We start from the raw sequence: 13520 nt of genomic DNA, 5'->3' as shown, positions 1-13520 counted from the left end.
GGGCTTTCTTCGAGTTTCATAAACAACACTTTAGGTGCTCCTTTTTCATCATACAATAATACTAGAAAAAGGTGATTAACATGCAACAACTAAAGAGCCCTGCAGAAACGCGAGTCGTTGTCGGCATGTCCGGCGGTGTAGATTCATCCGTTGCAGCTCATTTATTGAAACAACAAGGGTATGATGTCATTGGCATCTTTATGAAAAATTGGGACGACACGGATGAAAATGGTGTGTGTACTGCAACTGAAGATTATGACGATGTGATCAAAGTCTGTAACCAAATTGGCATACCATACTATGCGGTGAATTTTGAGAAACAATATTGGGATAAAGTATTTACGTATTTCCTTGAAGAATATAAAGCTGGAAGAACGCCAAATCCTGACGTCATGTGTAACAAAGAAATTAAATTTAAAGCGTTTTTAGAGCATGCGATTAGTTTAGGTGCAGATTATTTGGCAACGGGTCATTATGCACAAGTTAAAGAAGTCAATGGTGAAACGCAACTTCTGCGTGGCCATGATAATAATAAAGATCAAACGTATTTCTTAAATCAATTGTCACAGGACCAATTATCTAAAGTCATGTTTCCAATTGGACATTTAGAGAAAAAATTGGTGCGAGAAATCGCTACTGAAGCAGGACTTGCAACAGCTGCCAAAAAAGATTCAACTGGGATTTGCTTTATTGGTGAACGTAATTTTAAAGAGTTTTTAAGCCAATATTTACCGGCACAACCAGGTGAGATGGTAACAATGGATGGCGTAAAAATGGGTCGTCATGATGGATTGATGTACTATACAATCGGTCAACGCCAAGGCTTAGGGATTGGCGGAGCGGGAGACCCATGGTTTGTATTGGGTAAAAACCTGGAAAGCAATGAGTTGCTTGTTGGTCAAAACATTCATCATGAAGCGTTATTTTCCGATCAATTAACCGCTGTGAATATGAGTTTTACCACGAATACGCCAAAAGCAAAAACGTTTTCATGTACAGCTAAATTCAGATACCGCCAAGCGGATATCAAAGTGGATGTTGAATTAACGGAAAATGACGGAGCGATCATCACATTTGCGGAACCGGTTCGTGCCATTACGCCTGGTCAAGCAGTCGTGCTGTATGATGGTGAAGTTTGTTTAGGCGGCGGGACGATAGACGAAGTCATGAAACACGGTAAAAAACTAACATATGTTGGGTAATGTTCAAGGAGAGAGAATATGAATGAATTAGAACTTGGCATAGCAGCCATTCAAAATAAAGATTATGAACAAGCAGTTGTTCATTTTTCGAAAGCCATTGAAGAAGAACCAAATAATCCTTTGGGCTTTATTAACTTTGGTAACTTATTGGCACGCACCAACGATACAGAGCGTGCGGAACGTTTTTTCCAAAAAGCGATAACACTTGACCCGGAATCGGCAACTGCTTTTTACGGATTGGCCAATCTGTATTATGAAAGTGACCGCTATGAGGAAGCTGCGAAACTGTATGAAAAAGCGATTCGATTTGGGATCCAGGGAGCAGATGCCTACTTTATGCTTGGGAAATGTTTTGAACGTCTTGAAAACCCGAAACTCGCACTTCCATATTTGCAACGTGCAGCAGAACTAGAACCAAGTGACGTGCAAATTCGTTTATCATATGGAATCGGGTTGGCGGCTCTTGAAATGTTTAAAGAAGCTGAACCAGAGTTCATGTATGTCATACATGAAGATGTGAACAACGCAGATGCTCATTATAATTTAGGCGTGTTATATGCAGTATCCACGGATCGTACAAATGACGCACTGTATCATTTAAAACAAGCATTTACATTACAACCAAACTTCGATCAAGCTCGTTATGTACACGATATGATTGCATTAAGAAATTAAAAAAGACTAGGAGGCGACAGTTTTGTCAAATCAAATTGATTTATTTCAACAAGAACCTATGTTTATAACAGGCAAACCTGTCGTCACTATTTTTCATAACCCCACAAACCTATTCTCCATTGTGAAATTAAAAATAAATGAAACAAACTCTACATATGACGATAAAGAAATTATAGTCAGCGGCTATTTTCCGCGACTTACTAACGAAGAAGATTATCGCTTTACGGGACAAATTAAGCAGCATCCAAAATACGGAACACAATTTCAAGTGGAGACATTCTCAAAGGATGTTCCGCAAACTGAACAAGGCATCATACATTATCTATCTAGTGATTTATTTCATGGCATTGGTCGGAAAACTGCGGAAACGATTGTCAAGAAACTTGGAAAAGACACGATTCGTATTATTTTAGACGATCCCGAAGCACTCGATACTGTTCCTCGTCTTGCGAAAGAGAAAAAAGAAACCATTCGCATGACACTTGAACAAAATCTTGGTTTAGAGCGTGTCATGATTCAATTGAATGAATGGGGATTTGGTCCACAACTCGCCATGCGGGTTTATCAGACGTACCGAGAAGAAACCATTGAAGTGTTGACGAAAAATCCGTATCGCCTGATTGAAGATGTAGAAGGTATCGGTTTTCAACGAGCCGATGAGTTAGGGAATAAATTAGGCATGACGGGAAAGCATCCTGATCGAATTAAAGCGGCTGTTTTTCATTTATTGAACACTGCGTCGCTTAGCGAAGGTCACGTTTTTTTACCGGCGGAACAAATATTACCGAATGTACAGCAACTTTTAGAATCTAACCAAATTGAAGAAGTTCCGTTTGAAGCCATTTCAAAAGCTTGTATCGAACTAGTTGAAGATGGCAAATTAGCTGGTGAGATGTCTCGTTTTTATTTGCCTTCTCTCTATTATTCTGAAGTTGGCATTGCTTCTAAATTAGAAATCTTGATTCAAGAGCAAAAAGAAAGAACGGGATTCCCATCATCGGAAATTCGGAAGGCACTTGGAGATGCGGAAGAACGTCTTGGTGTTTCATATGCAGAAACTCAAATTGCCGCGATTGAACAAGGAATGAATGCCTCGGTCATGCTGTTGACAGGTGGTCCGGGTACAGGGAAAACAACCGTAGTACGTGGGCTCGTGGAAGTGTATGCTGAATTACATGGCTTGACGCTAGATCCAAAAGAGTATGCGAAAAAACAAGAGCCATTTCCAATCATATTGGCAGCACCAACAGGTAGAGCTGCTAAGCGAATGAATGAATCGACAGGGCTACCAGCGATGACGATTCACCGTTTACTTGGCTTTACGGGACAGGATAAAGAAGAAGAGACTGAAAGAGATATTAAAGGGAATTTAATCATTATCGATGAAATGTCGATGGTTGATACCTGGCTTGCTCATCAACTGCTTAAAGCAATCCCAGAGGGTGCTCAAGTCATATTTGTAGGGGACCAAGATCAATTGCCACCGGTCGGACCTGGGCAAGTATTGAAGGACTTACTTGCGTCAAAACGCATCCCAACAGTAGAGCTGACCGATATCTACCGACAAGCAGCTGGTTCATCAATTATTGAACTTGCACATCAAATGAAAAAAGGACAGTTGCCTCCAAACTTGACGGGCAAAACATCCGATCGTTCATTCATTAAGTCCGGGCCTGATCAAATAGCTAAAGTGGTCGAACAAGTGATCAAGAGTGCGATGGCAAAAGGGCATACCATTAAAGAAATTCAAGTGCTGGCACCGATGTATAAAGGTCCAGCGGGAATCGATGCATTAAATAAAATGATTCAGCTCATGGTCAATCCAAATGATACTGGCCAACGAAAAGAATTGGTCTTTGGCGAAACCATCTACCGTGTTGGAGATAAGGTGTTACAACTTGTCAATCAACCCGAAAGTCAAGTGTATAACGGGGATATGGGCGAAGTCATCAGCATTTCCAAAGCAAAAGACAATGTTGAAAAAACAGACATGATGATTGTCTCTTTTGAAGGAATTGAAGTGACGTACCAACGAAATGATTTAGGACAGCTTACGCTGGCCTATTGCTGCTCGATTCATAAATCTCAAGGCAGTGAGTTTCCTATTGTCATCATGCCAGTTGTTCGTAGTTACATGAAGATGTTAAGGCGTAATTTGCTGTATACTGGGATTACTCGTGCGAAAGACTTCTTAATACTTTGTGGAGACGCAGAGGTCTTTAAATTTGGGATTGAACGTACCGACGATTTAGCGCGGTTAACTTCATTAAAAGAACGATTAAGTGAAGATTTTGTAACGTCTCACGAACCAGATAAAGATGAGTCGAATGTACAAACCGAGTCGGAAATTGATCAGGAAGAATCTGGTGAAATTGCCCTAACTGCAACTAATCATTTGAAGATTCATCCGCTAGTTGGTATGAATAATATGACGCCTTATGATTTTTTAGAGGAAGTCAATTGACACACGCACAATTGTTTTTTACACTGATAAGAGAATAAAAAAATTAGGATATCAGTATAAGATAAGACATCATCTCGCATCATTGTCGGTGCAAGATGTGTTTATCTAATAATTCTAATCAAATGATACAAAACGTTGATGGAAAAAGTACATCTATGATGCTTGTAAAAGAAAGAGGTTCCTTGGCTGAAAGAACCTTCAAGTGGATAAGATGGAAAGCTACTCCTGAGTGCAGCTAATCACTGCCGTGCAGCCGCGTTAAGGCATAATCGAGAGACAGCAAATTCGTTTGCTGTAACTAGGGTGGTACCGCGAATTGAAGCCTTCGTCCCTTTTTTAGGGATGAGGGCTTTTTCTATTGTCCTGCAATAAGAACAGCCCTCATCCTAGTTTCAGGCATTCAAGTAAATAGGCTTTTGAATCAAGCCTTGTTCAACATTAAATGGCGTCGTGCAAGACAGGTGCTTTGTGCTTTTCTATTCTAAGGAGGAATTAATCATGAAAACAGCAGCAGAAATTCGTCGTATGTATTTAGATTTTTTCATTGAAAAAGGGCATGCGGTTGAGCCGAGTGCACCACTAGTACCAATTAACGATAATTCATTGCTATGGATCAACAGTGGTGTCGCAACGTTAAAAAAATATTTTGATGGACGCGTTGTCCCAACGAATCCACGAATTACAAATGCTCAAAAATCGATACGTACCAATGATATTGAGAATGTAGGTAAAACAGCGCGTCACCATACATTCTTTGAAATGTTAGGGAACTTCTCAATTGGTGAGTACTTCAAAAAAGAAGCGATTCAATGGGCTTGGGAATTTTTGACCGACAAAAAATGGATAGGATTCGATCCGGAACTCTTATCCATTACTGTGCATCCAGAAGACGAAGAGGCTTACGCGATTTGGCGTGATGAAATCGGCATTCCTGTTGAACGCATCATTCGTTTGGAAGGAAACTTCTGGGACATCGGAGAAGGTCCGAGTGGTCCGAACTCAGAAATTTTCTATGACCGTGGAGAAAGTTATGGCAATGACATGAATGATCCGGAAATGTATCCAGGTGGCGAAAATGATCGATACTTAGAAATTTGGAATTTGGTATTCTCGGAATTCAACCATAATCCTGACAATACCTACACACCACTGCCAAAACAAAACATCGATACTGGAATGGGTCTGGAACGTATGGCATGTGTCGTACAAAACGTACCAACAAACTTCGATACAGATTTATTCATGCCCATAATTCGCAAGACTGAAGAAGTATCTGGTCAAAGTTATGGCAATGGTGGAGATACAGACCTAGCATTTAAAATAATCGCTGATCACACACGTACAGTAGCTTTCGCGATTGGTGATGGTGCACTTCCATCAAATGAAGGTCGTGGATATGTCTTACGTCGTCTACTTCGTCGCGCAGTACGTTTTGGGAAAAATTTAGGGATAGATCGTCCATTTATGTACAACCTAGTACCGGTTATTGGAGAAATCATGAAAGATTTCTATCCGGAAGTGGAAGCTAAACAAGAATTTATCATGCGTGTCATTAAAAACGAAGAGGAACGCTTCCATGAGACGTTACAAGATGGACTTGGAATATTATCTTCAGTCATTTCTACCCAACAAGCTGAAGGCTTAAGTGTGATTCCAGGTAGCGATGCTTTCCGTCTTTATGATACGTACGGATTCCCTGTAGAATTAACTGAAGAATATGCACAGGAAAATGGAATGACAGTTGATTTGGAAGGATTCAAATCATCACTGGAGGAACAACGTACGAGAGCTCGTTCAGCACGTAAAGACGTGGATTCCATGCAAGTGCAATCAGAAGTGTTAGGGAACATTAAAGAAGATAGTCGATTCATTGGATATAGCACTTTGACAAGCACTGCAAAAGTATTGGTCATCGTAAAAGACGGTGAACTAGTTGACTTGGCTCAAGAAGGAGACATAGTTAAGCTAGTATTGGACCATACACCGTTTTACGCTGAAAGTGGTGGTCAAATTGCAGATCATGGAACGATTGAAAATGATTTATTTAAAGGGTTTGTCAAAGATGTGCAAAAAGCACCGAATGGTCAAAACCTTCATACCGTTGTCATTAATTCAGGAGAATTGACCACTGCCGCTGCTGTGACAGCAACTGTTGATCAAAAGTTACGAAAATCAACAGTGAAAAATCATACAGCTACCCATTTATTGCACCAAGCATTAAAAGACGTTGTCGGCACGCATGTTAACCAAGCAGGTTCATATGTTGGTCCAGATCGCTTACGCTTTGACTTTTCACATTTTGGTCAAGTAACAAAAGAAGAGCTCACACTTATTGAACAACAAGTGAATGAAAAAATTTGGGATGACATACAAGTTGTAACTGGATCTCATGGCATAGAAGAGGCAAAACAAATGGGGGCAATGGCTCTATTTGGCGAGAAATATGGTGATATTGTTCGTGTCGTTTCAATCGGTCAATACTCACTTGAGCTTTGTGGTGGATGTCATGTAAGTAATACTTCGCAAATCGGTTTCTTCAAACTAGTAAGTGAAAGTGGGATCGGAGCTGGAACGCGTCGAATTGAAGCTGTCACAGGGAAAGCTGCATTTGAGATAGTCAAAGAAGAAGAACGTGTATTGGAAGAAGCGGCAGCTGCATTAAAAGCAAACCCAAAAGATTTAGTCACTCGTGTTCAAGGCTTGCAACAAGAGCTTCGTCAAGTACAACGCGAAAATGAGTCATTGTCAGCTAAAATTGCCAATAGCCAAGCATCATCTATTTTGGAAAATGCTCAGCAAATTCAAGGAGTTACGGTCTTATCTGCACGTGTACAAGCAAAAGATAATAATCAACTTCGACAAATGATGGACGACTTGAAAACAAAAATGACCGAAGCAGTTATTGTTTTAGGAGCTGCTGAAGGTGATAAAGTCATGTTGATTGCGGGCGTTACAAATGACTTGTTGGGTGGAAAATATCATGCTGGAAATATTGTTAAACATGTAGCAGAACAGTGTGACGGTAAGGGTGGAGGCCGTCCTGACATGGCAATGGCAGGAGCTAAAGATTCGTCGAAACTTGAAGGTGCATTACATTCTGTGTATGATTATGTCAAATCCGTTTAATAAAAAGTTGAAATCGGTTATACTTAACAAGTAACGAAAATATGCTTGTACAAGACAATCAGATTCTACTCCGAAAGCGAGGTGCTGATCATGAGTTCGTTTGACAAGACAATGAAGTTTAATTTTCCGGAAGAGTCTATGGAACAAGAAGTGAAGCAAGTTATGCTACATGTCCATTCGGCGCTTGAAGAAAAAGGGTACAACCCGATCAATCAAATTGTCGGCTATTTACTTTCGGGTGATCCGGCATATATTCCTCGCCATCAGGAAGCAAGAAACTTAATCCGTAAGCTTGAGCGTGATGAAATCTTGGAAGAACTTGTAAAGTTTTACATCAAGAAGAATAACGAGGCATAAAAGATGAGAGTAATGGGGTTAGATGTGGGCACGAAAACGGTAGGCGTTGCGATTAGTGATGCTTTTGGTTGGACAGCCCAAGGGATCGAAACGATTAAAATTGATGAAGCAAATGAAAAATTCGGCATCGAACGTGTAGCCGAATTAATGAAATCGCATGAAGTATCATCTTTTGTAGTCGGATACCCAAAAAACATGAACAACACGATAGGACCTCGTGCTGAAGCATCGGAACGTTATGCAGAATTATTGCGTGAAACGTTTGAAAAACCAGTATTTCTATGGGATGAGCGTTTGACAACTTCTGCTGCGGAAAAAATGCTCATTAGTGCAGATGTCAGTCGCAAGAAACGTAAACAAGTAATCGATAAAATGGCGGCGGTTATGATTTTACAAGGCTATCTTGATAGTCAATCTAATAAGAGGTGATTTGAAATGGACCACGGACAACAAAACATTACAGTAGTAGATGACAATGGTACTGAACAACTTTGCGAAGTATTATTTACATTTGAATCAGATGAATTTAAGAAATCTTACGTACTTTACTACCCAATAGGTGCTGAAGAAGATGAAAACGAAGAAATTGAAATTCACGCTTCTGCGTTCACACCTTCTGAGGATGGCTTAGACGGCGACCTTCTTCCGATTGAAACTGACGAAGAATGGGCTATGATCGAAGAAATGTTAAACACATTTTTAGATGAAGAAGACGAAGAAGACGAAGAAGACGAAGAATAATTTAAGAACTTAGACAGGCATCAGCTTGTCCAATTGATTTGGGGAAGCTGATCTCTTTTCATATATTTATGAGTAATTTCTTATATTGCTAAAAAGACGGAATGATGAAAATTCATTCCGCCTTTTTCTTTTGTTTGAAAATCTTGTATAATAAATGTCAGATATAAAGGGGGGTAACCCGTGGAGAATAAAACAAAAAAAGACATCATGTTTAATCGCATGAAAGAAAAGAAAAAAGAAGTGAAAATTGTAAGACGTATTGTTCTCGCGATTGTACTGGTTGTATTAATAGGGGGCGGAATAGCTGCCTATAGTGGGTACAAATATGTGACAAGCGCACTGCAACCAATGGATAAGAACTCAGAAGAAGTTCACACTGTTAATGTCGAAATTGGTTCCAACTTAGATTCAATTGCAACGCTACTTGAAAAAAATGGAATTATTAAAGATGCGCGTATCTTTAAATACTACGCGAAGTTTAATAATGAATCGGATTTCCAGGCGGGCGAATATGCATTAACCAAATCTATGACACTTGATGAGTTAATTGAAAGTTTGAAATCCGGAAAAGTCTATCGTCAACCAGTCTTTACCATGACAATTCCTGAAGGGCGAACTCTCGAAGAAATTGCTGTGCGAATCGAAGAAAAAACGGCATATAGTGCAGAAGAATTTATGGCACTGATAACAAAACCTGAGTTTATTGATCAAATGATCGCGAAATATCCAACCATTTTAACCGAGGAGATTAAAGGGGAAAACTTGCGTCATGATTTAGAAGGCTACTTATACCCAGCCACTTATTCATTTTATGAAGAAAAACCTTCATTGGAGTCGATTGTCGATCAAATGTTGAGTGCCACCAACAAAGCGATTGTTCCTTATACGGAGGTACTAGCGGAGCAAGAAAAGTCAGTGCATTGGTTACTCACATTTGCTTCACTACTTGAAGAAGAAGCAACAGCGACAACTGATCGTGAAATGATTGCAAGTGTATTTTACAATCGAATGGAGAAGGACATGCCTTTACAAACGGATCCTACGGTTCTCTATGCACTTGGTGAACATAAAGATCGTGTACTATACAAAGACCTAGAAATAGAGCATCCCTATAATACTTACAAAATTCAAGGAATGCCACCTGGTCCGATATCAAATCCAGGTAAGATTTCGATCGAGGCAGTTCTAAATGCTCCCAAGTCAGATAACTTTTATTTCTTGGCCGACAAAGAAGGCGTCAACCGTTTTTCTAAAACCTACGAAGAACACTTAGCAAAAATTGAGGAATTTTTACGTTAATTGCCACATGATGATCACTGAAGGAGGGAAGGCTATCGCTTTCCTTCTTTTTTTATGATAAGATTGGGTGTAATTTTTGTGTGTTAAAGGAGTCTTATCAAGATGACACAATCCTATATTGCTTCACATATTAAAGTCAGATCAAACTTTCTTGCAAATATGGAACAATTTGCGAAAGTTCACCACATTCCCATCATGGAAATTGTTGCAATTGAGTCACTTTTACAGTTTTTGCGCTTGCAACAACCGAAATCGATTTTGGAAATCGGTTCAGCCATTGGGTATTCTGCTATTCGCATGGCGTTGGCGTTGCCCGAAGCTGTACTGACCACTATAGAAAAAGATGATGCTCGTTATGAGTTGGCTTGTGACTACTTGAAACAAGCTGACATGACTCAACGAATACAGCTCATTCATGCTGATGCACTAGAAGTTGACACAGAAACATTTGCACAACCACAGTACGAAGCTTTATTCATTGACGCAGCAAAAGGACAATATCAACGTTTTTTTGATAAGTATTCACCACTCGTTCCTAGCGGTGGTGTTATTTATTGTGATAATATGCTGATGCACGGATTTACTGAAGTGGATCTAAAAGTAGTACCGAGAAGAAAAAGAACCATGGTCCGTAACTTGCAGCAATTTACAAAATGGCTCATGAATCACGAAGAATTTGAAACGACTTTCCTTCCAATTGGTGATGGAATAACGATAAGTATAAAGAGGTGACACGCATGAAAAAACCAGAATTACTTGTAACTCCTCAATCTGTTGCTCACATAGAAGACTTGATTGAAGCAGGTGCTGATGCTTTTTTAATTGGGGAACAACAATTTGGTTTGCGTTTAGCAGGGGAATTTACAATTGAGGACATCGAACAGTCCGTTAAACTTGCACATGCTGCAGCTAAGAAAGTTTATGTCTCAATGAATGGTCTCTTTCATAATGATCGTGTTGATTCATTGCGTCCTTACATGGAAAAGCTTGAATCGCTTGGAGTCAATGGGATTACTTTTGGTGACCCTGCAGTCGTTATGGCCAAACGTGAGGCGGGACTAGCCATTCCTCTTCATTGGAACACTGAAACGACGGCAACGAACTGGTTTACTGCCAACTATTGGGGCAAGCGTGGTGCGAACCGAGCTGTTCTAGCGCGAGAATTAAGCATGGATGAAGTGATTGAGATTAAAGAAAACGCAGAAGTGGCAGTTGAAGTGCAAGTGCATGGCATGACTTGTATGTTCCAATCAAAACGATCTCTTCTTGGGAATTACTTTTTGTTTCAAGATAAAGCGTTGGAAGTAGAAAATCGCTCGAAAAATAAAAATATGTTCTTACATGATAAAGAGCGTCATAACAAATATCCAATTTATGAAGATGAGAACGGCACGCATATTTTCAGTCCGAATGACATGTGTATCATTGATGAACTAAATGAACTGATCGATGCAGGTATTGATTCATTTAAAATAGAAGGTGTTCTGCAAGACCGAGCTTATGTAACAAAAGTGACACAACTTTACCGTCAAGCAATCGACGCATATGTGAAATCAACGGAAACGTATGAAAACATCAAAGCAGGGTTGCTAGTGGAAATTGAAGAAATGCAACCGGAACATCGCCCGCTCGATACCGGGTTCTTCTTCAAAGAAACCGTGTATTAAGGGAGGGGAATATTCATAGATGACAATTCTTAAACATGATCGAATAAGTGAAATCATCAATGGCAAACGTGTGATTGTTAAAAAGCCGGAACTCCTCGCTCCTGCAGGAGACTTAGAAAAGTTGAAAATCGCGGTGCACTATGGTGCAGATGCGGTGTTCATTGGCGGACGAGAGTTTGGGTTGCGTTCAAATGCAGGGAACTTTTCGATTGATGAAATGCGCCAAGCTGTTGAATTTGCAAGTAGTTATGGTGCAAAGATTTATGTAACGACCAACATCTTCGCGCATAACGAGAATATGGATGGTTTAGCTGATTACTTAAAAAATATCGAATCTGCAGGGGTGACCGGCATTATCGTTGCCGATCCACTTATTATCGAAACTTGTCGAAATGAAGCACCTAAGTTAGAAATCCATTTAAGTACGCAGCAATCATTATCAAACTGGAAAGCAGTGCAATATTGGAAAGAGGAAGGCTTGCACCGAGTAGTTCTTGCCCGTGAAACAAGTGGAGACGAAATCCAGGAAATGAAAGAAAAAGTGGATATTGAAATAGAAGCGTTCATTCATGGTGCTATGTGTATTGCTTATAGCGGTCGCTGTACTTTATCAAATCATATGACAGCCCGAGACTCTAATCGCGGTGGTTGTTGTCAATCTTGCCGTTGGGACTATGATTTATATGAAATCAACGATGGTAAACAAGACGCCTTGTTTGATGAAGGCGACGTCCCTTTTGCGATGAGTCCAAAAGACTTGAAATTAGTCGAATCAATACCCCGCATGATAGAGTTAGGCGTTGATTCGTTAAAAATTGAAGGACGTATGAAGTCGATTCATTACATAGCGACAGTTGTTAGCGTTTATCGTAAAGTGATTGATGCCTATTGTATGGACCCAGAAAACTTTGTCATCCAACGTGAGTGGTTAGAAGAACTTGAAAAATGTGCGAATCGTGAGACAGCTACGGCGTTTTTTGAAGGAGAACCAACGTTTGATGAACAAATGTATGGTGTACACGGTAGAAAAACCACAACTGATTTTATTGGATTAGTACTTGATTATAACGAAGAAACAAAAATGGTCACACTACAACAACGAAACTACTTCAAACCTGGTCAAGAAGTGGAATTCTTTGGTCCAGATATTGAAAACTTCCGCATGACCATTACAACCTTATGGGATGAAAAGGGTCTTGAATTGGATGTTGCACGGCATCCTTTACAAATCGTGCGTTTTAAATCCGAAATTCCGCTACGTCCAAATAACATGATGAGAAGGGAACTTGTACGATGACATTTAAGCGTCCGCTTGTTATTGGTATTGCTGGTGGCTCTGGTTCAGGAAAAACGAGTGTTACCAATGCAATTTATGAAGTTTATAAAGAAAAGGCCGTTGTGGTAATCGAGCAAGATTACTACTACAAAGATCAGAGTGACTTAGAATTTAAAGAACGTTTAGCAACAAACTATGATCATCCACTAGCGTTTGATACGGATTTATTAATTGAACATATTCATCAACTTTTAAATCGTCATGCCATCGAAAAGCCGGTTTATGATTATTCAATTCATACACGGGCACCAGAAACGGTTCACATTGAACCTCAAGATGTAATCATTTTAGAAGGAATCTTGGTGCTTGAAGATCCGCGTTTACGTGAACTAATGGATATTAAATTATTTGTCGACACCGACTCGGATTTGCGCATAATTCGTCGAATTTTGCGGGATATCAATGAGCGTGGACGTTCAATTGAATCAGTAGTTGAACAATATTTATCAGTTGTTCGTCCAATGCATAATCAATTTATCGAGCCGACTAAACGGTATGCCGATATCATTATTCCAGAAGGCGGTCAAAATGAAGTTGCGATTGACCTGATGGTTACAAAAATTAAAACAATTCTTGAATCTGATAACATTGTGTAATATGATTGTGAAAGACTGACAATTATATCTAAATACTAAGCCGCATAATTATACTAA

Annotated in this window: 12 protein-coding genes and 1 other annotated feature; all 12 genes read left to right on the top strand. The window is 39.7% G+C overall.

Annotation, left to right across the window (positions count from 1 at the left end):
* Positions 1 to 80 precede the first annotated feature (80 nt).
* The 12 genes from mnmA to udk all read left to right on the top strand — a co-directional run bounded on the left by mnmA (position 81) and on the right by udk (position 13463).
* On the top strand, positions 81 to 1202 hold the full coding sequence (gene mnmA / locus GY23_RS05510) for a tRNA 2-thiouridine(34) synthase MnmA (RefSeq protein ID WP_075618165.1): 1122 nt from the start codon (positions 81 to 83) through the stop codon (positions 1200 to 1202).
* 18 nt (positions 1203 to 1220) lie between these two features.
* A complete protein-coding gene (locus tag GY23_RS05505; protein WP_075618164.1) occupies positions 1221 to 1877 on the top strand; it encodes a tetratricopeptide repeat protein in 657 nt (218 codons plus the stop codon).
* A 22-nt stretch (positions 1878 to 1899) separates the two neighbouring features.
* Positions 1900 to 4341, top strand: a complete 2442-nt coding sequence (recD2, locus tag GY23_RS05500) for an SF1B family DNA helicase RecD2 (RefSeq protein ID WP_075618163.1) — start codon at positions 1900 to 1902, stop codon at positions 4339 to 4341.
* Positions 4342 to 4467: 126 nt separating this feature from the next.
* Positions 4468 to 4677, top strand: a binding site (T-box leader).
* A 162-nt stretch (positions 4678 to 4839) separates the two neighbouring features.
* A complete protein-coding gene (gene alaS / locus GY23_RS05495) occupies positions 4840 to 7467 on the top strand; it encodes an alanine--tRNA ligase (RefSeq protein WP_075618162.1) in 2628 nt (875 codons plus the stop codon).
* Between the two features lie 90 nt (positions 7468 to 7557).
* A complete protein-coding gene (locus GY23_RS05490) occupies positions 7558 to 7824 on the top strand; it encodes an IreB family regulatory phosphoprotein (RefSeq protein WP_017380185.1) in 267 nt (88 codons plus the stop codon).
* Between the two features lie 3 nt (positions 7825 to 7827).
* Positions 7828 to 8253, top strand: a complete 426-nt coding sequence (ruvX, locus tag GY23_RS05485; protein WP_075618161.1) for a Holliday junction resolvase RuvX — start codon at positions 7828 to 7830, stop codon at positions 8251 to 8253.
* Positions 8254 to 8259: 6 nt separating this feature from the next.
* A complete protein-coding gene (locus GY23_RS05480; protein WP_075618160.1) occupies positions 8260 to 8565 on the top strand; it encodes a DUF1292 domain-containing protein in 306 nt (101 codons plus the stop codon).
* A 180-nt stretch (positions 8566 to 8745) separates the two neighbouring features.
* Positions 8746 to 9864, top strand: coding sequence for an endolytic transglycosylase MltG (gene mltG, locus GY23_RS05475; RefSeq protein ID WP_075618159.1), 1119 nt, complete (start codon positions 8746 to 8748; stop codon positions 9862 to 9864).
* A 96-nt stretch (positions 9865 to 9960) separates the two neighbouring features.
* Positions 9961 to 10596 (top strand): O-methyltransferase, encoded by a 636-nt coding sequence (locus GY23_RS05470; protein ID WP_075618158.1) that lies wholly within the window; start codon positions 9961 to 9963, stop codon positions 10594 to 10596.
* 5 nt (positions 10597 to 10601) lie between these two features.
* Complete coding sequence (locus GY23_RS05465; RefSeq protein WP_075618157.1) at positions 10602 to 11531, top strand: peptidase U32 family protein; 930 nt, start codon at positions 10602 to 10604, stop codon at positions 11529 to 11531.
* 19 nt (positions 11532 to 11550) lie between these two features.
* The gene (locus GY23_RS05460) at positions 11551 to 12828 is read left to right on the top strand and encodes a peptidase U32 family protein (protein WP_075618156.1); all 1278 of its coding nucleotides are present in this window, start codon (positions 11551 to 11553) and stop codon (positions 12826 to 12828) included.
* Entirely contained in the window at positions 12825 to 13463 is a 639-nt protein-coding gene (gene udk, locus GY23_RS05455) for a uridine kinase (protein WP_075618155.1), read from the top strand. Before GY23_RS05460 ends, udk begins: the two co-directional genes overlap by 4 nt.
* The last annotated feature ends 57 nt before the right edge of the window (positions 13464 to 13520 follow it).

Source organism: Paenisporosarcina indica, assembly GCF_001939075.1.
In the GTDB taxonomy this organism is placed as follows: Bacteria; Bacillota; Bacilli; order Bacillales_A; family Planococcaceae; genus Paenisporosarcina; species Paenisporosarcina indica.
Note: the sequence above shows the minus strand (reverse complement) of the source record. Positions and strands in the feature narration are given on the sequence as shown.

Excerpts from the sequence above, each read along its gene's own strand:
- GY23_RS05505 (WP_075618164.1), top strand. The coding sequence starts at position 1,221 with ATGAATGAATTAGAACTTGGCATAGCAGCCATTCAAAATAAAGATTAT.
- GY23_RS05460 (WP_075618156.1), top strand. The coding sequence starts at position 11,551 with ATGACAATTCTTAAACATGATCGAATAAGTGAAATCATCAATGGCAAA.
- alaS (WP_075618162.1), top strand. The coding sequence starts at position 4,840 with ATGAAAACAGCAGCAGAAATTCGTCGTATGTATTTAGATTTTTTCATT.
- GY23_RS05480 (WP_075618160.1), top strand. The coding sequence starts at position 8,260 with ATGGACCACGGACAACAAAACATTACAGTAGTAGATGACAATGGTACT.
- udk (WP_075618155.1), top strand. The coding sequence starts at position 12,825 with ATGACATTTAAGCGTCCGCTTGTTATTGGTATTGCTGGTGGCTCTGGT.
- GY23_RS05465 (WP_075618157.1), top strand. The coding sequence starts at position 10,602 with ATGAAAAAACCAGAATTACTTGTAACTCCTCAATCTGTTGCTCACATA.
- GY23_RS05490 (WP_017380185.1), top strand. The coding sequence starts at position 7,558 with ATGAGTTCGTTTGACAAGACAATGAAGTTTAATTTTCCGGAAGAGTCT.
- mnmA (WP_075618165.1), top strand. The coding sequence starts at position 81 with ATGCAACAACTAAAGAGCCCTGCAGAAACGCGAGTCGTTGTCGGCATG.
- ruvX (WP_075618161.1), top strand. The coding sequence starts at position 7,828 with ATGAGAGTAATGGGGTTAGATGTGGGCACGAAAACGGTAGGCGTTGCG.